The 21,019-nt window shown below is 68.9% G+C and carries 16 protein-coding genes and 2 tRNA genes; 11 read left to right on the top strand and 7 right to left on the bottom strand.

Annotated features, from left to right (window positions below):
- Nucleotides 1-125: 125 nt before the first annotated feature.
- Together IAE41_RS10475 and IAE41_RS10470 are read right to left on the bottom strand one after the other, a co-directional pair.
- A tRNA-Phe gene (locus tag IAE41_RS10475) sits at nt 126-201 on the bottom strand.
- Nucleotides 202-722: 521 nt separating this feature from the next.
- Nucleotides 723-1,184: a hypothetical protein gene (locus IAE41_RS10470; protein WP_200733072.1), complete on the bottom strand. Its 462-nt coding sequence runs from the start codon at nt 1,182-1,184 to the stop codon at nt 723-725.
- 126 nt (nt 1,185-1,310) lie between these two features.
- Here IAE41_RS10470 and IAE41_RS10465 point away from each other — a divergent pair, with 126 nt between their 5' ends.
- Together IAE41_RS10465 and IAE41_RS10460 are read left to right on the top strand one after the other, a co-directional pair.
- Complete coding sequence (locus IAE41_RS10465) at nt 1,311-2,072, top strand: hypothetical protein (RefSeq protein ID WP_200733071.1); 762 nt, start codon at nt 1,311-1,313, stop codon at nt 2,070-2,072.
- Nucleotides 2,073-2,182: 110 nt separating this feature from the next.
- Nucleotides 2,183-2,359, top strand: coding sequence for a hypothetical protein (locus tag IAE41_RS10460; RefSeq protein WP_174208691.1), 177 nt, complete (start codon nt 2,183-2,185; stop codon nt 2,357-2,359).
- A gap of 129 nt (nt 2,360-2,488) precedes the next feature.
- Here IAE41_RS10460 and IAE41_RS10455 read toward each other — a convergent pair whose 3' ends face one another.
- Both IAE41_RS10455 and IAE41_RS10450 read right to left on the bottom strand, forming a co-directional pair.
- Entirely contained in the window at nt 2,489-3,280 is a 792-nt protein-coding gene (locus IAE41_RS10455) for a hypothetical protein (protein WP_200733070.1), read from the bottom strand.
- A gap of 108 nt (nt 3,281-3,388) precedes the next feature.
- Nucleotides 3,389-3,464 (bottom strand) — tRNA-Ala (locus tag IAE41_RS10450).
- 97 nt (nt 3,465-3,561) lie between these two features.
- Here IAE41_RS10450 and IAE41_RS10445 point away from each other — a divergent pair.
- The 4 genes from IAE41_RS10445 to IAE41_RS10430 all read left to right on the top strand — a co-directional run bounded on the left by IAE41_RS10445 (nt 3,562) and on the right by IAE41_RS10430 (nt 10,326).
- Nucleotides 3,562-3,867 (top strand): Rho-binding antiterminator, encoded by a 306-nt coding sequence (locus IAE41_RS10445; RefSeq protein WP_200733069.1) that lies wholly within the window; start codon nt 3,562-3,564, stop codon nt 3,865-3,867.
- 121 nt (nt 3,868-3,988) lie between these two features.
- A complete protein-coding gene (locus tag IAE41_RS10440) occupies nt 3,989-6,547 on the top strand; it encodes a Cache 3/Cache 2 fusion domain-containing protein (protein ID WP_200733068.1) in 2,559 nt (852 codons plus the stop codon).
- 190 nt (nt 6,548-6,737) lie between these two features.
- Nucleotides 6,738-9,065, top strand: a complete 2,328-nt coding sequence (locus tag IAE41_RS10435; RefSeq protein ID WP_108747059.1) for a TonB-dependent receptor — start codon at nt 6,738-6,740, stop codon at nt 9,063-9,065.
- A gap of 127 nt (nt 9,066-9,192) precedes the next feature.
- Complete coding sequence (locus IAE41_RS10430) at nt 9,193-10,326, top strand: hypothetical protein (protein ID WP_200733067.1); 1,134 nt, start codon at nt 9,193-9,195, stop codon at nt 10,324-10,326.
- A 209-nt stretch (nt 10,327-10,535) separates the two neighbouring features.
- On the opposite strand, the gene rnd is transcribed toward IAE41_RS10430, so the two are convergent.
- Nucleotides 10,536-11,615 (bottom strand): ribonuclease D, encoded by a 1,080-nt coding sequence (gene rnd / locus IAE41_RS10425; RefSeq protein WP_200733066.1) that lies wholly within the window; start codon nt 11,613-11,615, stop codon nt 10,536-10,538.
- An 84-nt stretch (nt 11,616-11,699) separates the two neighbouring features.
- Between rnd and IAE41_RS10420 the strand changes: the two genes are divergently transcribed.
- Both IAE41_RS10420 and IAE41_RS10415 read left to right on the top strand, forming a co-directional pair.
- Nucleotides 11,700-13,571: a formylglycine-generating enzyme family protein gene (locus IAE41_RS10420; RefSeq protein WP_200733065.1), complete on the top strand. Its 1,872-nt coding sequence runs from the start codon at nt 11,700-11,702 to the stop codon at nt 13,569-13,571.
- A gap of 89 nt (nt 13,572-13,660) precedes the next feature.
- Complete coding sequence (locus tag IAE41_RS10415; RefSeq protein WP_200733064.1) at nt 13,661-14,557, top strand: M48 family metallopeptidase; 897 nt, start codon at nt 13,661-13,663, stop codon at nt 14,555-14,557.
- 353 nt (nt 14,558-14,910) lie between these two features.
- Here the strand turns inward: IAE41_RS10415 and xseA are convergent, their stop codons facing one another.
- Complete coding sequence (gene xseA / locus IAE41_RS10410) at nt 14,911-16,242, bottom strand: exodeoxyribonuclease VII large subunit (RefSeq protein ID WP_200733063.1); 1,332 nt, start codon at nt 16,240-16,242, stop codon at nt 14,911-14,913.
- Between the two features lie 45 nt (nt 16,243-16,287).
- The gene (queG, locus tag IAE41_RS10405) at nt 16,288-17,358 is read right to left on the bottom strand and encodes a tRNA epoxyqueuosine(34) reductase QueG (RefSeq protein WP_200733062.1); all 1,071 of its coding nucleotides are present in this window, start codon (nt 17,356-17,358) and stop codon (nt 16,288-16,290) included.
- A 23-nt stretch (nt 17,359-17,381) separates the two neighbouring features.
- Between queG and IAE41_RS10400 the strand changes: the two genes are divergently transcribed.
- From IAE41_RS10400 to IAE41_RS10390, 3 genes are all read left to right on the top strand, one after another.
- Complete coding sequence (locus tag IAE41_RS10400; RefSeq protein ID WP_200733061.1) at nt 17,382-18,866, top strand: NAD(P)H-hydrate dehydratase; 1,485 nt, start codon at nt 17,382-17,384, stop codon at nt 18,864-18,866.
- Nucleotides 18,863-19,345 (top strand): tRNA (adenosine(37)-N6)-threonylcarbamoyltransferase complex ATPase subunit type 1 TsaE, encoded by a 483-nt coding sequence (gene tsaE / locus IAE41_RS10395; protein ID WP_108747055.1) that lies wholly within the window; start codon nt 18,863-18,865, stop codon nt 19,343-19,345. The genes IAE41_RS10400 and tsaE overlap by 4 nt, the downstream gene beginning before the upstream one ends.
- An 81-nt stretch (nt 19,346-19,426) precedes the next feature.
- Nucleotides 19,427-20,995, top strand: coding sequence for an N-acetylmuramoyl-L-alanine amidase (locus IAE41_RS10390; RefSeq protein WP_200733060.1), 1,569 nt, complete (start codon nt 19,427-19,429; stop codon nt 20,993-20,995).
- Nucleotides 20,996-21,019: the final 24 nt, after the last annotated feature.

Genomic DNA, 21,019 nt, shown 5'->3' with positions numbered 1-21,019 from the left:
TCTCCGGTCGAGACGTCGAGAGTAGGCGACTGGACGCTGGACCGGGCGTGAAAACCATCGTTCAGGTTCCATCGGTCGCGCGAAGCGGCAAAAAAAAAGACCTGCATTTCTGCAGGTCTTCCAACTGGTGGCCGAGGACGGAATCGAACCGCCGACACGGGGATTTTCAATCCCCTGCTCTACCAACTGAGCTACTCGGCCACTTGTTTCGTTGCAGCGAGGTCGCTGCCAAGGACGCGCATATTACGGAGGTCGACTGCGTTCGGCAAGCGTTTTGGCAAAAAACCTTCACATTGCCGTCTGCGCACGCGCAAGTGCTTGATCCTCGGTGCCCAGCAGGCGGCCGCAGCGGGTAGCGCTGGGCCGCGCCCCGCGAGCGCGCAGCGCGGCGCCGTTGGCATTTCGCCGGGCATGGCCCGGCGCTACCGGACGATGTTGGTCGCCAGATGCGCGCAGCGCGGCGCGGCGGCGTTGGTATTTCGCCGGGCATGGCCCGGCGCTACCAGACGATGTTGGTCGTCAGGTACGGGTAGCGCTGGGCCGCGCCCCGCGAGCGCGCAGCGCGGCGTCGTTGGCATTTCGCCGGGCATGGCCCGGCGCTACCGGACGATGTTGGTCGCCAAGTCAGGGTAGCGCGGGGCCGCGCCCCGTGAGCGCGCAGCGCGGCGCCGTTGGCATTTCGCCTGGCATGGCCCGGCGCTACCGGTACAGGCCAATGCGACTCACGGCGCGAAACGTACCTGCCGTGGGTCGCTGACGCTGATCTGCGTCTGGTAGTAGTACTTGCCGCTGGGCTGGCCGTTGCCGTCGATGAAGTCGATGCGGACCTGGCGCGCGGTGCCGCGCACCAGCAGGCGGCGGTTCTGCAGGTGGTCCAGCTTCAGGCCCAGCGCGCTTTCCAGCCCCGGCCGCAGGGCCGAGTCCATGTTGAGGGTGATGTTCAGCGGGTGCCGGTAGTCGCGTTCGCTGTTGAGGTAGATGCGGCCATCGTCGTTGCCAATGGCCTGCACGGTCATGACGAAGATGCCGGAAATACCGCGTGCTGGATCGTCCTGTGCGGCGCGCACGGCTTCGTAGTTGCCGATGTAGCCGGGCATCGGCGGCGCAGCGGCCAGGTGGTGGGCACAGCCGGTCGTGAGCAGCAGCAGGGCCAGCAGTGCGGCCAGCAGGGTGGGGCGGTACATGGCGCTTCCTTGTGCGTCGGTGATGTGCCGATTCTGGCCGCGCGAGCGTTGCAGCCACAAGCGCACTGTCCATCCCGCCCGCCGATGGGTCATGCTGGACGCCTGTTGCATCGACCAGGGAAGGACATGCCAAAAACCGCCGACGTTCATGCCATCGACTGGGCAACGCTGCAGGGTGCCTATGGCGACGCGTCCGAAGCGGGCGCACTGCTGGCATCGATGATGGACCCGCAGCACCAGCAGGACTGGAACGACATCTGGTCGCACCTGTGCCACCAGGGCACGGTCTATTCGGCCAGCCACGCGGCGCTGCCGGTGCTGTTGTCGATCGCGCGGCAGACCGGGCGCAGCGACGGAGATGATGCGCTGCTGCTGGCCGGCGCGATCGTTGCCTGCTCGGACGTGGGCGACCCTGGGCTGGTGCCGCATGGCGATGTCATCCATGCGTTGCGCAGCAAGGTGCACAAGCGCCTGCGAGGCACCGGCAAGGATGCGGTGCCGCTGTCCGACGATGCTCACGGTGAACGTGGCTGGTTGCGCCAGGCCTGGCTGGGCCTGAGTGGCGAGAAGGCCTGGTCGCAGCACCTGGACCGGCTTGCCGAGGGCGAGATCGTAGGCGAGTGCGTAGCCTGTTCGGCGGATCTGTACTGCACGCTGGATGCGGAAGCGCCGTACGTCTGCCATGAGGATCCGGTGTTCGGCGCGCCGTCGGCGACGACGGCACTGTTGCCGGGCGAACCGGTGGGCGTGGCCGAGCAATGGCTGATGCACCAGGTGCGCGATGATGGCGACCAGCGTGCCGAGCAGTTGCTGGCGCTGGCGTTCGGTCATTCCACCTGCAGCGCCTGCGGGCATCCGTTCGCCGTGCGTGAATGCGTGCAGGCCTGAATTGCATGCCGCCCCTGCACGCAGCGCTCGCGGCGGCCTGACCCGCGCATCACTGGCGCGCGTCTAGCGTGCGTTGACCAGGCCGGCCTGTTGCCGGCCGGAGCGCCCCCATGAACGACAAGCAGAACCCCAACCAGCAGCAGGCCCGCGAGGGTGCCCAGGAAAGCCGCCAGGATCGCCGGCAGGATGAGGTGGCAAAGCAGCGACCGGGCCAGGACGACCAGCAGGTGCATGACGCGCATTCGCGCCGGCCGCAGCGCAAGGATGGAAGCCAGGACCCGGCCTGAGAGCGCCGCTGGCCGCTGGCGCCCGGCCTATGGCTGCGCCAGCAGTGCCGACACTTCGCGGATGCGCAGGTCGAGAAAGCGTGCGTCGCGCGCGGAGATGAGGCTCGAACGAACGTACGCTTCGTAGTTCTACCCGGCGCATCCGCCACCCGACAGGCAGACGGACGCCATCAGCGGTGAGCTGCTGCTGCAGTCATATCCCATGCGGCAGCCGACGATGCTCCACGCATGGCCCGAAATCGAATCGGAAGAGAGGTCCGCGTACCGGCCCGTGGCGCTGCTGTGTGCGGGGTACGCCACCAGTTCGCCAAGCCGGAACACGGCGGCCGGGTCTTTCGATCTGGCAACATCGTCCATCAGGCGCGTGTAGGCGGCCGCGTCCGGTTTCTCACCGTTGAGCAAGAGCAGCCGGACCTGGGCGGCGAGGTCACCGCGGGTGGCTGCAGACTCAAGCCAGGCGCGGATGGCCTGGAGCGGGATGATCTGGCCGCCGTCGACCTTCGCGCACAACGCCGCGGTGGAACGGGCAGTGCGCATCATTTCTGCCGTCTCCTCCGGGTACCGGGTGTGGCGGGCCATGACTTCGTAGCCCGGCAGGTAGTTTTCTGGTGCGATGTTGACCGCGAAGCAGCGCTCGTAGAGTTCAGCCAGTTCACGCTGGGAAACCGCGTCCCCTGACTGCGCCCGTGCCTTGAGATCGCCGAACGCGAATGCCTGCGGGCGCGGCGGGGCGGCGGGCGCAGGGCCGGGAGCGTGCAGGCCTGGCGCGGCGGGCGCTTCCAGGGAGGAGGGGTTCGCAGCGGGCGCGCGCCCACCGGCGGCGGTGTTGTGGTCGCGGCCGTCGCCCGACCAGATGGCATAGGCCCCGATGGCCAGAAGGACAATCGCAGCAATCAGCGTCCGTGCGTTTTTCCCGATCACCCGCGTGTCCTCGTGGCCGATTCCGTTGCCAACCGTGCAACAAAAAAGGCCGGAAACCCTGTTACTTCAGGACTTCCGGCCTTCTGCGTGCGTTGCCGCACTGAATAGTGGTGGAGCCAAGGAGGATCGAACTCCTGACCTCGTCATTGCGAACGACGCGCTCTCCCAGCTGAGCTATGGCCCCACGGCTGGGATCCAGTGTAGCGCCGCCCCCCGGGCTTGCCAAGCGGCGGCCCGGGACCCATGGCAGGCTGAGCACCATCACCGCCGAGGAACCCCACATGACCGACTACCAACCGCTGGAGTGCGACCTGCACGATGTGCTGGAAATCGCCTGCCTGCACCGCGCCCTGCTGCAGGTCGAACTGCGCGACGGCAGCCGTTTCGTGGCGCGGGCGCGGACCACCGAGAGCACTGCGGACAAGGAAGAGTTCCTGCTGCTGGATGCGCCCGACGGCGAGCGCCGCGTCCGCCTGGACCAGCTGCATGCAGTGGCCACGGTGGGCGCTGACGGCGCTGCCGGCGCACGCACGGTGCTGGGCCCGGGGCCCGCCGGCGCCAGTGGCGAAGCTGAACAAGGTTTCTGAATCAATGGCTTGGCGCTGTCAATAACCAGATCCGGCTAGGCGGCGGGCGTAAAGAGGACCAGAACGGTGCCGTTAATGGGGATGCGCTTTCGAGCACTCCCTTCCACGGATCCGTTTTTCCATGATGACCCCTGCTGCCTCCCGTTTCTCTGCCTCGCCGCCGCGCCGCGCGTTGACCATCGCCTCGCGGCTTGCCCTGTTGATGGCCGCGATCACCACCGTCGCCTTCGCCGCCCTGGCGGTCCTGATCTACCGCGACACCGCTGACAGTTACCAGCAGCGCGTGAGCGCTGGCCTGGACACCGCCACCGTGCTGATGCGCGATTCGGTGCAGTTGTACGACCGCAGCCTGAGCGAAAGCACCGAGCGCATCGCCGGTACCTTCCGCGCGATGCTGCCGCAGGGTGAGGCGCAGGCCGATGGCGCCGCGACGATCGATGTGGCCGGCCGCAGTGCGCCGACGCTGCGCCTGGGCAGCCAGGCCATCGGCCCGGCGTCGACCGAAGTCGATCGCTTCGCCGACGCCACCGGTGGCGTGGCCACGGTGTTCGTGCGCGATGGCGATGATTTCGTGCGCGTGGCTACGTCGCTGCGCAACGCGCAGGGCGAGCGCGTGCTGGGCACCGTGCTTGACCACGCCAATCCTGCATATGCGCGGGTGCTGGGCGGGCAGGGCTACACCGGCCCGGCGCACCTGTTCGGCACCGATTACATGACCCACTACATGCCGATCCGCGCCGCCGATGGCAGCGTGGCCGGCATCGCCTTCGTCGGCCAGGACTATTCGCAGGGCCTGGCCGCGCTGAAGGCGCGCCTGCGCGAGGCCACGCTGGGCCGCGAGGGGCGCTTCATCGTGCTCGATACCCGCGCCGGCAAGGAGCGCGGCCGCGTGGTGGCCGCAACCGACGGCGAGGGCGGGCTGCTGCATGAGCGGGTGGCGGCGCAGGACCTGCCGGCGCTGCAGGCGCTGCTGGATGGCAGCAGCACGCAGGCACGCCTGCACCTGCGGCCAGCCGCGGGTGGCGGCGAGCAGGCGTGGTTCGCCTCGGCACAGCGCTACGGCCCGTGGCAGTGGCTGGTACTCGGCCTCGAGCCGCAGTCGGTGCTGGATGATGTGCTCAACGGCCTGATGCTGCGCATCGCGCTGATCTCGGCGCTGGCACTGGCCACGGTGGTGACCCTGATCGTGCTGGTGGTACGCCGGTTGCTGGGACGCCCGCTGGCCGCCGCTGCGCAGGTCGCGCGTGACGTGGCAAGCGGGCGCCTGGACCGCGAGATCGAGGTGCGCCGTGACGACGAGGTCGGCCGCGTGCTGGGTTCGCTGCAGCAGATGCGCTCCAAGCTGCGCGAGATCCTGCAGGCGCAGGCGGCCATGGGCGAACACCACGCGGCCGGCGTGGTCAGCCACCGCATCGACGAACAGGCCTTCGAAGGTGAATTCCGCGCCATGGTGGCCGGCACCAACGCGCTGGTGGCCGCACACCTGCAGACCCAGCAGCGCATGGTTGCGCTGGTCGAGCGCTATGCCGAGGGCGACCTGCAGCAGACGATGGACGTGCTGCCGGGCGAACAGGTGGCCATCACCCAGGCGCTCAATGGCGTGCGCTCGAAACTGCAGGGCATCAACGGCGAGATCAAGCGCCTGGTGGCGGCCGCTGCCGCCGGTGATTTCAGCGTGCGCGGTGATGCGCAGGCTTTTGCCAACGATTTCCGGCAGATGGTGCAGGGCCTGAACAGTGTGATGGGCACGGCCGATGAAAACCTGATGGCGCTTTCGGGGTTGCTGCGCAACCTGGCCGAAGGTGACCTGCGCCATCGCATCGACGGCCAGTCGCAGGGGGTGTTCGCACGCATGCGCGAGGACGCCAATGCCACCGTGGGCGCGCTGACCGGCATCGTCGGCCGCATCCAGCAGGCGGCCGGCGCGGTGAGCCTGGCTGCAGCGGAGATCGCCGCCGGCAACGACGATCTGTCGCGTCGCACCGAACAGCAGGCGGCCAACCTGGAAGAGTCGGCGGCGTCGATCGAGGAGATGACCTCGGCCGTGCGCCAGAACGCCGACCATGCGCGCCGCGCCGACCAGCTGGCGAGCGAGGCGGCACAGGTGGCCGGGCGCGGTGGCGTTGCAATGGCGGAGATGCAGGCGACGATGGGCCTGATCGACGCGGCATCGCGGCGCATCGCCGAGATCATCGCGGTGATCGATGGCATCGCCTTCCAGACCAACATCCTGGCGTTGAACGCGGCGGTTGAAGCGGCGCGGGCCGGTGAGGAAGGGCGCGGCTTTGCGGTGGTCGCCAGCGAGGTGCGGGCGCTGGCGCAGCGCTCCACGCTGGCCGCTGCGGAGATCAAGGGGCTGATCGAGGATTCGGTCGCCCGGGTGGCCGAAGGCAACGTGCTGGCCGGTGATGCCGGGCGGACCATCCAGGACGTGGTGGCGTCGGTGACCGAGCTGGGGGGACTGGTGGGCGAGATCGCCCATGCCTGCCAGGAACAGGCCGCCGGTATCGAGCTGGTCAACCAGAGCATCGTGCAGATGGACGGCGTGACCCAGCAGAACGCCGCGCTGGTGGAGGAAGCGTCGGCGTCGGCACGGGCGATGAGCAGCCAGGCGCATGCCCTGCAGGAGGCGGCCGGTCGCTTCGTGCTGGCACGTTCTCCGTTGGCTGCAGGCGTGTAAGGGGAGCAGGGCCCGGGGGCGGTGGTGTTCGCTGCCGCCCCCACTTTGCCGCAGTGGGCGGGAACCTGACTGCGACGGGGTGCGCAACGAAATCGTAACAATTCGGGCGATAATGAACGCTTGCGCAGTGTCTCCCCTTTCTACCGCCCGGCTCGCGCAGGCCGCACGGATGCCTCCTCAAGAGCTCTCGATGCCTTCCCATACCGATTCCCGCCGTTCGTCGGGCATGTCGTCCTTTGTTTCTTTCCGTCGCCACCCGCTGGCCCTGGCCTGTGCCGGCCTGGCCCTGGTCGGCAGCTTCGGTGCCGCCGCGCAGGACAGCGCGCCGACCCCGACCGGTCTGGACACCATCACCGTGACCGCCGAACACCGTGAGCAGAACCTGCAGGAAGTGCCGGTATCGGTGGGCGTGGTGCAGGGCGAGCGCATGCGCGACTTCACCGCCGGCGGCGACGACACCCTGCTGGCGCTGTCCGGCCGCGTGCCGAGCCTGTATGCGGAAACCACCACCGGCCGCATCTTCCCGCGCTTCTACATCCGCGGCCTGGGCAACATCGACTTCTACCTGGGTGCCTCGCAGCCGGTGTCGATCATCCAGGACGATGTGGTGCTGGAGCACGTGGTGCTGAAGTCCAACCCGGTCTATGACGTGGACCAGGTGGAAGTGCTGCGCGGCCCGCAGGGCTCGCTGTTCGGCCGCAACACCACCGCCGGCATCGTCAAGTTCGACACGATCAAGCCGAGCGAAGACTACAGCGGCCGCGTCAGCGCCAGCTATGCCAGCTACAACAGCGTCTCGATCGACGGCGGCTTCGGTGGCCCGATCAACGATGTCGCTGCGTTCCGCGTGTCGGCCCTGTACCAGCACCGCGACGACTACGTCGACAACACCTACACCGGCCCCAGCGCCGATGGCACGGTCAGCCCGAAGAAGAACGCCATGGGCGGCTTCGATGACCGCAACGTGCGCGCGCAGCTGCTGCTGACCCCGAGCGACCAGTTCTCGATCCTGGCCTCGGCCCACGCCCGCGATTACGAAGGCACCTCGACCCTGTTCCTGCGCAACGCGCTGACCAAGGGCTCGAACCAGACCGACGTGCCGCGCGACAAGGTCGCCTACGACGAAGCCGACAACAACCCGCAGGCCTACAAGACCTACGGCGGCTCGGTGAAGGCGCGCTATGACTTCGGCGCGGTCGACTTCACCTCGATCACCGCTTACGAAACCACCTCCGGCTACAGCCGTGGTGACACCGACGGTGGCGCGGCGGTGAACTTCCCGGTCAATGGCGTGCCGAACGGCTACGGCCAGTCGATGGGCCAGATCCGCGACCTTGACCAGTGGACCCAGGAATTCCGCCTGGCCAGCCATGACGACAACGCCCTGCAGTGGCAGGCCGGCGCGTTCTACTTCAACGGCAGCGATACCACCGATTTCTACCAGCGCGCGTGGTTCCTGCAGGGCGCGGCCCGCAACCCGAACAACTGGGTGCGCCTGCGCAACAAGAACACCTCGTGGGCCGGTTTCGGCCAGATCAGCTACGCCTTCACCGACAAGTTCAGCATCACCGCCGGCCTGCGGCAGACCAAGGACGAGAAGCACACCCGCCTGCTGAAGACCGCTGACACCGCTGCCGGCGTGGTCACCTACAAGGGCCGTACGGACGTGAAGATGTCCGATACCACCCCGAGCTGGGACCTGAGCGCGATGTACCAGTTCAACCCGAACGTGAGCGTCTACGCGAAGGTCGCCCGTGGCTTCCGCGGCCCGACCATCCAGGGCCGTTCGGCGGTGTTCAACGCCGACTTCACCACCGCCGATTCGGAAACGATCCTGTCGTGGGAAGCGGGCGTGAAGAGCAGCCTGTGGGACAACCGCCTGCGCCTGAACGCCACCGCGTTCACCTACACCGTCAACGACATCCAGCTCAACGGCAACGATTCGGACGGCAATGGCGTGCTGTTCAACGCAGACAAGGCCAAGGCGTACGGCTTTGAAGCCGACATGGAACTGCGCCCGATCCCGAACCTGACCCTGAGCGCCGGCGTCAGCCTGCTGCACAGCGAAGTGCAGGACAAGCGCGTGTATGCGCAGGTCTGCGCGCTGAACGGCGCGGTGGTGTGCACCGTGAATGACCCGACCATCAAGGTCGGTGCGAACACCTTCGCCCAGATCGACGGCAATCCGCTGCCGAACGCGCCGAAGTACAACGTGAACTTCGCTGCCCGTTACGACTTCCCGGTCAGCGATGCCGGCACGATGTTCGTGTCCACCGACTGGAACAAGCAGGGTTACACCAGCTTCGTCCTGTACGACAGCAAGGAATTCAACTCCAAGGGTGATTTCGAAGGCGGCCTGAAGCTGGGCTACTCCGGCAACTACGGTGCCTACGAAGTGGCGCTGTTCGCGCGCAACATCACCAACGAGAAGAACCTCAAGGGCGTGATCGAGAACTACATGGCCGCGGTCTACAACGAGCCGCGCACCGTGGGTGTCTCGCTGAACATGAACTGGTAAGCGCTGGCGTCATGCAGCCACCGGCAACGCCCCGCACTGCGGGGCGTTGTCGTTTCCGCGGTGTGCGTGCTGAGCCAGCGCGGAGCAACGTGGTATGTTCGCCCGCCGTGTTGAATGGACATCGACCATGCTGAAGTCGCTGTATCACGCTTACGAAGACCCCGCCGTTGCACTCGCATTGCAGTCGGCGTGTGAGGCTCAGGTGGTCAGCTGGCGCTGGGCAACCGACTCGATGGGGTACGACGAGCCGTACATCAGCGAGATTGTCGGTGCGCGACCGTCACGCTGGGTACCAGATGCCAAGGCAGACGCGCGCAGGCATGTGCGCCACGGGTTGGATGCAGACGGGCGCATTGTGCTCGAGCGCGGCTCATCCGGCCGCACGTGGGTGTGGCTGTACCAGGGCGACTGCCGCTATTACATCGACTTCAGTAGCGGCGGCTATATCAGTGGCGTTTCGGAGTTCCGCGAGAGCAACGGACGCCTGCAGAGCCTGAAGCGGTTGGATGACAGCAGCAGCATCGACTCTACCTACGATTGGGACGGTGACCAGCTGCTGCGGACAGTGACCTGCAGCCGGCGCAGGGGCGAGCGTGTCGATTGGCGGCAGCATCTTTTCAGCTACACCGATGGCGGCCAGCTGGATTGCATCGTGCTTGAATACATGGACCGGTATCGCCGCCCCATCGGCCAGCAGGAGCGGATCTACCAGCGGCCACGCCCGGGCGAGACGCTGGCCACGGTCACCGCTGACGTCGAGCGCCTGCTGATCGAGGCGATTGCGGCCCAGCTGCCGCGCATCCCGCGCGATGAGCCGCTGTACTGCCTGCTGCTGTGCTTCACCGAAAGTGACTTCACTGCGGCCTGGCCGCCGTTCCTGGTGTGGGGCCGGCAGCCCTACCGCGAGGCGGTGCTGGCGCGTGGCGAGGACGTGGCCTACTACCTGTGGGCGCCGGATGAGATGCGTGGCGTGCAGGGCGATGCGCACGAGTGCTGGTTCGACGACGTGGCGCTGGTCGAGGCCTGCAGGCGGCATTCGCAGTACATGGAAATGCGCGGCAGCGATGCGTCGGCCAAGCGCGTGCTGAAGAACGTGGCGGCCTGGCTGGACGCACCCGAACGCCGCGCGCTGCTCGCAGCCACCGATGATTTCGTGGTGGCCGTGGCTGACAACACGGGAAGCATCGACCCGCTGCCCGGGCTGCGCCGGGCGATCGGGCCGGAGCGCTGGGCCCGGTTGAAGGAGCGCGGTTACGTCTGAGCGACAGTGCGGACGGCAGGGCCCAGGTAGAGTCGACTGTCAGTCGACTGCTCTGGGCGGTGCAGCCGAACACCCGCGCTGCGCGCGGTAGTCGACCAACGGTCGACTCTACCCAGCCGACCTCCGGTGAGGATCGCCGCAGCCCGGTAGAGTCGACTGTCAGTCGACTGCTCTGGGCGGTGCAGCCGGCCCCACCCGGCGCCGCGCCATCAACGTGCCGGCAGCAGTGCCTGCAGGCGCGCTTCCAGCTCCTGCTGGCGCCAGCCAGCCAGTGCGGCGGGCCATTGGCGACGCTCCAGGTAGCTTTCCAGGTGCTTGCGCGAGGCCAGCACGCCGTCGGCCAGGCCCAGCTCGCGGCTGCGCTCGGCCACCGCGTCCTGCAGCTTCTTCAGCAGCTGCTTGTTGGTATCGCTGGCCTGCATTGCCAGCGGTGCATCGGCTTCGTCGTCCAGCGCCGTGGACAGGGCCTGCCAGACCGCACCGGCCAGCTTGCGCGGTGCCTTCGGGAACTGCTCGAACAGCTTGCCCAGCGCCGCCTCGTCGGCCGGCGGCGTGCGCGCCAGGGTGGCGGCCAGCTCGTTGTCCAGGATCCAGCTGCGCGGGCGGTCGCTGCTGCGTGCCTGCATATCGCGCCAGCGCAGCAGGCGCAGCAGGCGGCGCTGGGCCGCGGCATCGAGGAACTGCGCCGCGCGCATGCCCAGGTGCGGCCAGCGCTCTTCATCGTTGGCCACGCTGGCCAGCAGGCGCTCGCCATCATCATGCAGCCACTGCTGGCGGCCCAGCGCCTGCAGCTTGCCGTCGATGGCGTCATGCAGCGCGAAGAGGTGCTCGACGTCGTCGGCGGCGTATTGCAGTTGCGAATCGGACAGCGGCCGGCGCATCCAATCCGAGCGGGTTTCACCCTTGGCCAGGGCGACGCCGGTGATTTCCTGCACCAGCTTCTGGTAGCCCATGCCGGCACCGATGCCGGCCAGCGCTGCACCGATCTGGGTGTCGAACAGCGGCCGCGGCAGCACGCCGCAGGTCCACTTGAACGCCACCAGGTCTTCGCTGGCGCTGTGCATCACCTTGGTGATGGATTCGTCGGCCAGCCACGGGGCCAGGGCTTCGGGCATGCCGGGAATCAGCGGGTCGATCAGCAGGATGTCATCGCCGACGGCCATCTGCACCAGCGCAAGCTGCGGCCAGAAGGTGCGTTCACGGATGAATTCGGTGTCCAGGCCGATGCGGCTCGGGCGCTGCTGGCGGTACGTGTCCAGCTCGGCGGGGGTGGTGATCCAGGTTGCCACGTGTCAGGGCCTACTACTCGGGTTTGCTCAGGCAGGGGAGAATAGCCTAACGTCGGTCCGCATCCGTGTTGAAGGAGCCCCCGCTTGCGTTTTCCGCTGTCGTCCGCGCTGTGCACCGCCCTGGCCGTTGCCCTGGCCGGCTGCACGCCGCCGCCCCCGGTGCCCGCCAGCGGGGCCGATGAGGAGCGTCCGGCGCAGGCCCAGCCCGCGGACGCGCCGGGGCAGGGCACCGTCACCATCGCCGATGACGATGCGGCCGAGGACATCCAGCAGTGGACGCCGCCCCGGGTGGACCGGCAGCAGCGCAGCCAGGCGCAGCTGCGCCGTGCTGCCGGGCAGGCCTTCGCCCGCGACCACCTGTACGAGGATGCCGACGCAGCCATCCCGCTGTGGCTGGCGGTGCAGGAGGAAGATCCGGACGATCGCCAGGCCCGCGACGGCCTGCAGCGGGCCCGGCAACGCCTGCTGCAGCAGGCCGACGCGCTGCTGGCGCGGCCGCTGAAGCAGCGCGAGGCACTGGCCGAAGCCAGCCGGCAGGCGCTGGTGCTGCTGACCCTGGCGCCGAAGGACGACAAGGTGCGCGCGCTGCAGGGCCGGGTGGAGACCGCGCAGCGCGTGGTGGCCTACAACCGTGCCGGTGAGGATGACCTGCGTGCCGACCGCATCGGCGAGGACGGCGACGGCGCCATTCCCAATTTCCGGGAAGCGCTGGCCCTGGACAAGGACAACCGGCGTGCGCGGCAGGGCCTCGCGGCGGCGGAGAGTGGGTTGATCCGTCGTGCCGAGGACGCCGCGCGTGCGCGCGACTTCGCCAGTGCCGGTGCCTGGCTGGCCGAGGCCAGCAAGGTGCGCGATTCCTCGCCGACCATCGCCGATGCCTTCGAGCGCATCGAACAGATCCGCGCCTCGGCGCTGGTGCAGCTGCGCGACGGAGGACTGCGCGACCTGACCACGCCGCAGGGCCTGAAGCCGGCGCGGGAGAAACTGGCCGAAGCGCTGCGCATCGCCCTGCCGGGTGACCCGGTGGTGGCGCAGCTGCGCGAGCGCATCGACCTGGCCACCCATTACGGCAGCTTCCGCCCCGGCCAGGTGTTCAGCGATGCACTGCGTGACGGCGGCCGTGGCCCGCAGATGATCGTGGTGCCGCATGGCGGCTTCCAGATGGGCGCCGGTGATACCGAGCCCGGTGCCACCGACGCCGAGCGGCCCTCGCACTACGTGCGCTTCGAGCGCGGCTTTGCGATGGCCATCACCGAAGTGACCGTGAGCGACTTCGAGCGCTATGTGAAGGCGACCAGCGCCCGCCCGCGCGCGACCCGGCGCGGCCATTCGGTGGTCTACGACGAGCGCAGCGGCAACTTCATCCGCCGCAGCGGCGTGGACTGGCGCTCGGATTACGACGGCAGCCGGGCAATGGGCAATTCGCCGGTGATGCACGTGAGCGTGCGCGACGCCGAGAACTACGCTACGTGGCTGTCCGAGCAGACCGGCCGTTCCTACCGCCTGCCCAGCGAAGCCGAGTTCGAGTACGCGATGCGGGGCGGCAACAGTGGCCGCTACCCCTGGGGCGATGCCGGCCTGCCGCCGGAAGGCAATGGCAACTACACCGGCAGCCGCGATGTCTCGCCCTCGGGCCGGCACTGGCAGAACGCCTTCGTCGGCTACGGCGATGGCTGGTGGGGCCCGGCACCGGTGGCCACCTTCCAGGCCAATGCCTTCGGCCTGCATGACCTGTCCGGCAACCTCAGCGAGTGGGTGGCCGACTGCTGGCATGCCAGCTACCGGCGCGCCCCGTCCGATGGCGCGGCGTGGTTCAACCCGGGCTGCCGCTCGCGGGTCATCCGTGGCGGCAACTGGGCCAACGCACCGGAACAGACCCGCGCCGCCTGGCGCCAGTCGCAGGATTCGGACACCACCAGCGCGCGCATCGGCTTCCGCCTGGTGCGCGGCATCTGATCCCGCAGCGGCTTCACCCGCCCTGGGCGGCGGCGCACTAAGATTGCGCCGTGCCCGCCGGCCGGCGGGGTCTGCTGGAAGGCCTGTCGATGCGCAACGATCCCTTTTCCCGCTCGCCGCAACAGGGCCCCCGGCGCGGCCTGTTCGGCAACATCCGCTGGTGGGTGCTGGTGCTGGCGGCCGGCTATGCGACGTTCTACTGGTTTTCCAACCGCTCGGTCGACCCCTACACCGGCGAGAAGGTGCTGATCGACAGCACCCTGGATGCGAGCCAGGAAAAAGCACTGGGCCTGCAGGCGTACCAGGAGATCCTGTCGCAGGAGCGGCCGCTGGATCCGAACGCGCAGATTTCGCGCGACATCCGCGCCATCGCGCAGCGCCTGATCGCCAAGGTGGACGTGGTGGAGACCGCGCTGGCGCAGGAGCACGGCGTGCAGCCGGGGCATTTCTCGCGTGATTTCGACTGGGAGGTCAACGTTATCCAGTCCGACCAGGCCAACGCGTTCTGCCTGCCGGGCGGCAAGATGGCGGTGTACACCGGCCTGGTGCCGGTGGCGCGCACCACCGATGCGATGGCGGTGGTGATGGGCCATGAGATCGCCCATGCGTTGCTGCGCCATGGTGCGCAGCGCATGGCGCAGCAGAAGCTGACGCAGATCGGGCAGATGGCGGGCGCGGCCAGCGGCATGGATGCGCAGCAGCAACAGATGATGATGTCGGCGATGGGCTATGGCTATCTGCTGCCGTATGCGCGCAGCCACGAGACCCAGGCCGATGAGGTGGGGCTGATGCTGGCGGCGGCGGCGTGCTTCGATCCGCGCGAGGCGGTGCCGTTGTGGGAGCGGATGGGGCAGGCCAGTGGCGGGCAGTCGCCGCCGGAGTTTTCCTCGACCCATCCCAACCCGGGTACCCGGATCCAGAACCTGCAGGCGCTGATGCCGAAGGCACTGGAGTACCGGCAGAAGTTCTGCGAGCAGGCGAAGTAGGGTGGTGTTTGTTTTGCAGGGCTTGCAGCCCTGCACCTGCTCAATCAACGTCAACGTCAAGAGCCGGCACCCCGCCTTCGACAGTTTCCTGCGAGCTGTTGGAACGGCGTTCTGCTTTGGTGGGGGGGGGGGGGGGGCCCCGGGGGGGGCCCCCCCCCCACCACCAGCCGCAGTTGCCAGTAGATCCACGCCATGCGTGGATGAATTCATTCGATATCCAACAAATGTGCCGACCAACGGTCGGCACCCACCAACAGCCGCCGCCCCGCCATCCCACGGAATGCCGCTTAGGCTTTTGACGTTGCTGTTGATTTGCAGCAGGTGCAGGGCTGCAAGCCCTGCCGAACAACCCCTTACTTGACCAGCACGTCGATCACGCCGTCACCGACGCGCGCCTGCAGGGCATCCCCCGGCTGTACCTGCCCGACCTGACGCACCAGCGTGCCGTCATCACGGCGCGTCAGGATGCTGTAGCCACGCGCCACCGTCGCCAGCGGGCTCACCGCCTCCAGCGAACGCGCCAGCCCACGCAGCCGCAATGCGTCCCGTTGCAGCAAGCGCTGCAGCGCCGCCTGCGGGCGACCGCGCAGGGCGGCCAGGCGCCGCTGCATCTCGTCCAGCTGGCGCTGCGGATGGTGACCGCGCAGGATTGCTGCTGCGTGGCGCAGGCGCGCCGCACGGCGCTCCTGCTGCTGGTTGAATGCTGCATGCAGGCGCCGGCCCAGGTCGAGCTGGCGGCGACGCAGCAGGTCCAGACGCGCCTGCGGGCTCTGTGCGTTCAGGCGCAGCAGGGCGCGGTCGGCGCGCTGCATCGCCTGCTGCATCGTGTGCCGCTGCAGCTGCACCATGCGCGCGGCGGTGCGGCGCAGGCGCAGCGCCAGTTCGCGCTGGTCGGGCACCAGCAGTTCGGCGGCCACCGACGGCGTCGGTGCGCGCAGGTCGGCGGCGAAATCACTCAGGCTGAAGTCGGTTTCGTGACCCACCGCCGACACCACCGGCGTACCGCTGGCGGCGATCGCGCGGGCCAGTGCCTCGTCGTTGAAGGCCCACAGATCCTCCAGCGAGCCACCGCCGCGGGTCAGCAGGATCACGTCGTAACGACCACTGGCATCGGCGGCCTGCAGCAGGCGGGTGATCTGCGCGGCAGCCGTGCTGCCCTGGACCAGGGTCGGCAGCAGGTCCACTTCCAGCAGCGGGAAACGGCGGGCCAGTACGCTCAGCACGTCGCGCACGGCGGCGCCGGTGGGCGAGGTGATCACCGCCAGGCGCTGCACGTGCGCCGGCATCGGCCGCTTGCGTGCCGGGTCGAACAGGCCCTCGGCCTCCAGGCGTGCCTTCAGTTCCTCGAAGGCGCGGCGCAGCGCACCTTCGCCGGCTTCCTCCATGTGGTCCAGCACCATCTGGTACTCGCCACGGGCGTCGTACAGGGTCACCTTGCCGCGCACCAGCACGCGCATGCCTTCGCGCGGCACGAACTTCAGGTACTGCGCCTTCATCCGGAACATGGCAGCGCGCAGCTGCGCGCGTGCGTCCTTCAGGGTGAAGTACAGGTGCCCGGACGCCGGGCGGGCCACGCTGCCCAGCTCGGCTTCGACCCAGATCGCCGGGAAGCTGCCTTCCAGCAGGTCGCGGGCCAGGGTGTTGAGCTGGCTGGGCGTGAGGACGTCGTTGTTGCGTGGCTGCATGGGTACGGCGGATGGCGGGCGGAGCAGGGCGCTCAGGATCGCACGTCAGCGCGCGCCGTGCTGGGCCAGCGCCCATTGCACGTGCTCGCGCACCAGCGGCGAAGGATCGTCGACGCGGGTATGCAGGGCGGCCAGCGCCTCGGCCGAGGCCGGTGCATTGCCCAGGGCCACCGCGATGTTGCGCAGCCAGCGTTCATGGCCGCTGCGGCGGATCGGGCTGCCTTCGGTGCGGCGCAGGAATTCGGCCTCGTCCCAGGCGAACAACTCGTCCAGGCGCGCGGTATCGAGGTTGTTGCGCGCACGGAAATCCGCCTCGTCGGTGCGCTTGGCGAACTTGTTCCAGGGGCAGACCAGCTGGCAGTCGTCGCAGCCGTAGATGCGGTTGCCGATCAGGGGCCGCATGTCTTCGGGAATGGCACCGTCATGTTCGATGGTGAGGTAGGAAATGCAGCGCCGTGCATCCAGCCGCTGCGGGCCGATGATGGCCTGGGTGGGGCAGATGTCGATGCAGCGCGTGCAGGTGCCGCAGTGGGCGGTGGCTGGTGCATCGATCGGCAGCGGGATGTCGATGTAGATCTCGCCGATGAAGAACCAGGAGCCGCCGTGGCGGTCGATCAGGCAGGTGTGCTTGCCGATCCAGCCCAGCCCGGCATTGCGCGCCAGCGCGCGTTCCAGCACCGGTGCCGAATCGACGAATACGCGGTAGCCCAGCGGCGCCACTTCATCGTTGATCTGCGTGGCCAGCTTCTGCAGGCGGTTGCGCATCAGCTTGTGGTAATCGCGGCCCAGTGCATAACGCGCGACGTAGGCGCGGCCCGGGTCGGCGAGGGTGGCCCAGGCTTCGGTGTCGTCCTTGTGGCTGTAATCCATGCCCACCGATATCACCCGCACGGTGCCGGGCAGCAGCTCGGCCGGGCGTGCGCGCAGGGTGCCGTGGCGGGCCATCCAGTCCATCGTGCCGTACAGGCCCTTGCCCAGCCAGTCGGCCAGGTGCGCCTCATCCTCGCCCAGCTCGATGCCGGCGATGCCACAGCGCTGGAAGCCGTGCGCGCGGGCCAGTTCACGGATGCGCGAGACGGCCTGGGCCGGATCGAGGGGGGCGGGGACGGGGAACATGCGCACCAGTATAAAATCCCGGCATGCCCGATCTCTCCCTTCTCTTCGATACCGCCGCTGCACGCACGCTGGATGCACGCGCGTCCGCGCTGGCCGGCGACGACGGCTGGGGCCTGATGTCCCAGGCCGGTCTGGCCGCGTGGCAGTGCCTGCTGCAGCAATGGCCCGGTGCCCGCCAGTTGTGCGTGGTGGCGGGCAGTGGCAACAACGGGGGCGATGGCTACGTGCTGGCGACGCATGCCCTGCAGTCAGGCCGGCACGTGCGCCTGTTCGCGCTGGCCGGGAAGCCGCCGGCCACGGCGCTGGCCCGGCAGGCGGCCGCAGCGTTCACCGACGCAGGTGGCCAGGTGGAAACCGTGGACGGCGCGCTTCCGGCGTGCGACCTGCTGGTGGATGCGTTGTTCGGGCTGGGGCTGGACCGCGCACCGGAAGGTGATGCCCGCGCGCTGATCGAGGCGATCAACGCCCAGGATGCGCCGGTGTTTGCGCTGGATGTGCCCAGTGGCGTGGACGCCGATCGCGGCCAGGTGCCCGGCGTGGCGGTACGCGCGCAGGTGACCCTGCAGTTCATCGCCAACCACCGGGGCCTGTTCACCGGTGGCGCGCTGGACCATGTTGGCCAGCGCCGGCTTGCGCCACTGGAGCTGGATGACGCGGCCTGGGAAGAGGTGAGCGCCAGTGCGCAGCGCTGGGCGGCCGATCGCCTGCCGCGCCTGCTGCCGCCGCGCCGTGCCAATACCCACAAGGGTGAATCCGGCCACGTGCTGTGCGTGGGGGGCAACCACGGCAGTGGCGGTGCCATCGCCCTGGCCGCCGAGGCGGGCCTGCGCGCCGGTGCCGGCCTGCTCAGCATCGGCACCCGTGGCGACCACGTCGGCCCGCTGCTGGCGCGGCTGCCGGAGGCGATGGTGCACGCGCTGGAAGACGGCGACGTGCTGCCGAACCTGCTGGACGAGGCCCGTGTCGTGGCGATCGGCCCCGGGCTGGGCCAGGACGACTGGGCCAGCGCCCTGTTTGCCCGCGTGCTGGCCTGTGGCAAGCCGCTGGTGATTGATGCCGATGCGCTGAACCTGCTGGCCCGCGACCCGCGCGCGCTGCCCGATGCCATCCTGACCCCGCACCCGGGCGAGGCCGCGCGGCTGCTTGAATGCACGACGGCCGAGATCCAGGCCGACCGCTACCGCTGCGCGCAGGCGCTGGCCGAGCGCTACCACGCGGTGGTGGTGCTGAAGGGGGCGGGCAGCATCGTGGCCGCCCCGGGCCAGACCCCGCGCCTGATTGCCGCCGGCAACCCCGGCATGGCCGTGGGCGGCATGGGCGACCTGCTCACCGGCATCATCGCCAGCCTGCGCGCGCAGGGCCTGGATGCCTTCGACGCCGCCGCGTGCGGTGCCCTGCTGCATGCGCTGGCCGGCGATACCGCCGCCCTCGATGGCGCACGCGGCCTTCTCCCTACTGATCTGCTGGCGCCCCTGCGGCGGCTGGCCAACCCGGAACTGCCGCAATGACTGAATTCTTCCTGGCCGACAGCGAAGCCACCGAACTGCTGGGCCAGTGGCTGGCCGCCACCCGTCCGCCGCAGGCGCTGGTCGAGCTGCGGGGCGATCTCGGCGCCGGCAAATCCACCACCGCACGCGCACTGCTGCGTGCATTGGGCGTGCAGGGCGCGATCCGCAGCCCGACCTACACCCTGGTCGAGCGCTACCCGCTGGCCAGCGGTGGCGAAGCGTGGCACTTGGACCTGTACCGCATCGGCCAGGCGGGCGAACTGGATTTCCTTGGCCTGGACGAGGGCAGCGCGGTGCTGTGGCTGGTTGAATGGCCCGAGCGCGGCGCCGGCGCCCTGCCACCCACCGACCTGGTGGTGGCGCTGGAGATCGAGGGGCAGGGCCGACGCGTCCGTCTCACTGGGGCCAGCGACGCCGGACGTGAATGGCTCGGTCGGCTTCCCGACGGGGGCGACTTGCAGGCCATTTCTGTGGGCTGACGAGAACAAACACCGGCAGGTTACGGATTATTAAGGAAAAAGGTGTTGCATTCCGTTCAGCGCGGTGATTGAATCCTGACCATGCGCCTGGGGAACCGTCTCATCGCCATCTATGCCGCCGTCGGACTGGGTCTGGCGAGCGTCTGCGCGTGGGCCGGTGAGGTCCGCCAGGTCCAGCTGAACACCGGCGCGACCGGCACCCGTGCGGAAATCTCACTGGTTGGCAGCGGCGGCTACAAAACCCTGTCGCTGTCCTCGCCGAACCGCCTGGTGATCGATTTCCCCGATTCCAGCGCCGTGCACAACCTGAAGATGCCGGCCGCGCAGGGCGTGGTCACCGCTGTCCGTACCGGACAGCCGGTTCCGGGCACTTTCCGTGTCGTCTTCGACCTGGCCGCATCGGTGGCGCCGTTCCGCCCGCAGATGCAGCGCGAAGGCAACGAATCCCGGCTGGTGATCGAATGGCCGGGCGATGGTCCAGCCACCGCCGCCAGCCGTGCCGCGCCTGCGGCCGCTGCTCCCGTCGCCCCGTCCACCGCCAGTACGGCCGCCGCGCAGACGGCGCAGTCGCGTGGCGATGCCGCCCGTGCCACCGCGCTGTTGACCGCGCAGGTGCAGCAGCAGGCCAGCGCTACCGCCGCTGCACCGGTTGCGCCGGCACCGGCCCCGACCACCACCCCGGCCCAGGTGGCCGCTGCGGGCATCAGTGCCGGCAGCACGCCACCGCCGTCTTCGTCGTCTTCGCCGGCCGCGATCCTTGCCGGCCAGCCGACCCGTACCGTGGTGGCCGCCGCACCGTCGCCGACGCCTGCGCCCGCCGCTGCGCCGGCCGAAGCACCGCGACCGGCCATGCCCAGCGATGCCTCGCGCATCCGCATGCAGCCAGGCATGCGCCACCTGGTGGTGGCCATCGATCCGGGTCATGGCGGCCAGGATCCGGGCGCGATCGGCCCGACCGGCAAGCGCGAGAAGGACGTCACCCTGGCGGTGGCACGTGAACTGGCCCGCCAGGTCAACGCCACGCCGGGCCTGAAGGCCTACCTGACCCGCGACAGCGACGTGTTCATCCCGCTGCCGATGCGTGCGCAGAAGGCGCGCGCGAACAAGGCCGACATCTTCATTTCGATCCATGCCGACGCCGCCGAGAACCGTTCGGCCACGGGTTCGTCGGTGTACGTGCTGTCCACCAAGGGCGCCTCTTCGCAGCGCGCGCGCTGGCTGGCCGACAAGGAAAACGCGGCCGACCTGGTCGGTGGCGTACGCCTGCAGCAGACCGAAGGCACCCTGGCCAATGTGCTGCTGGACCTGGCCCAGAGCGGCTACATGAAGGCGTCTGAAGACGCGGCCGGCCACGTGCTGGGCGGCCTGAAGCGGATCGGCAACAACCACAAGCCGAACCTTGAGCGCGCCAACTTCGCCGTGCTGCGCACTTCGGACATGCCGGCGATGCTGGTGGAAACCGCCTTCATCTCCAACCCGGACGAAGAGCGCCGCCTGATCGACCCGGCCTACCAGCGCAAGGTCGCTGGCGCGGTGCTCGATGGCGTGCACACCTTCTTCAGCCGGCAGCCGCCGCCGGGCACGCTGTATGCGGCCCGCGCCCAGGCCGAGATCGACGCCGCCGCCACCATGGCCGGCGGCAGCAAATAACCCGCGGATCGAGCGGTCGGTAGC

Source organism: Stenotrophomonas sp. S39, assembly GCF_016624665.1.
Classification (GTDB): Bacteria; Pseudomonadota; Gammaproteobacteria; order Xanthomonadales; family Xanthomonadaceae; genus Stenotrophomonas.
This window is presented reverse-complemented; position numbering and strand designations above follow the sequence as displayed.

What these genes read in the sequence shown, in the direction of transcription:
- IAE41_RS10400 (WP_200733061.1), top strand. Translation starts at nt 17,382, where the DNA reads ATGCCCGATCTCTCCCTTCTCTTCGATACCGCCGCTGCACGCACGCTG.
- IAE41_RS10435 (WP_108747059.1), top strand. Translation starts at nt 6,738, where the DNA reads ATGCCTTCCCATACCGATTCCCGCCGTTCGTCGGGCATGTCGTCCTTT.
- IAE41_RS10460 (WP_174208691.1), top strand. Translation starts at nt 2,183, where the DNA reads ATGAACGACAAGCAGAACCCCAACCAGCAGCAGGCCCGCGAGGGTGCC.
- xseA (WP_200733063.1), bottom strand. Translation starts at nt 16,242, where the DNA reads ATGCAGCCACGCAACAACGACGTCCTCACGCCCAGCCAGCTCAACACC.
- IAE41_RS10465 (WP_200733071.1), top strand. Translation starts at nt 1,311, where the DNA reads ATGCCAAAAACCGCCGACGTTCATGCCATCGACTGGGCAACGCTGCAG.
- IAE41_RS10390 (WP_200733060.1), top strand. Translation starts at nt 19,427, where the DNA reads ATGCGCCTGGGGAACCGTCTCATCGCCATCTATGCCGCCGTCGGACTG.
- queG (WP_200733062.1), bottom strand. Translation starts at nt 17,358, where the DNA reads ATGTTCCCCGTCCCCGCCCCCCTCGATCCGGCCCAGGCCGTCTCGCGC.
- IAE41_RS10470 (WP_200733072.1), bottom strand. Translation starts at nt 1,184, where the DNA reads ATGTACCGCCCCACCCTGCTGGCCGCACTGCTGGCCCTGCTGCTGCTC.
- tsaE (WP_108747055.1), top strand. Translation starts at nt 18,863, where the DNA reads ATGACTGAATTCTTCCTGGCCGACAGCGAAGCCACCGAACTGCTGGGC.
- IAE41_RS10440 (WP_200733068.1), top strand. Translation starts at nt 3,989, where the DNA reads ATGATGACCCCTGCTGCCTCCCGTTTCTCTGCCTCGCCGCCGCGCCGC.
- IAE41_RS10445 (WP_200733069.1), top strand. Translation starts at nt 3,562, where the DNA reads ATGACCGACTACCAACCGCTGGAGTGCGACCTGCACGATGTGCTGGAA.
- IAE41_RS10430 (WP_200733067.1), top strand. Translation starts at nt 9,193, where the DNA reads ATGCTGAAGTCGCTGTATCACGCTTACGAAGACCCCGCCGTTGCACTC.
- IAE41_RS10415 (WP_200733064.1), top strand. Translation starts at nt 13,661, where the DNA reads ATGCGCAACGATCCCTTTTCCCGCTCGCCGCAACAGGGCCCCCGGCGC.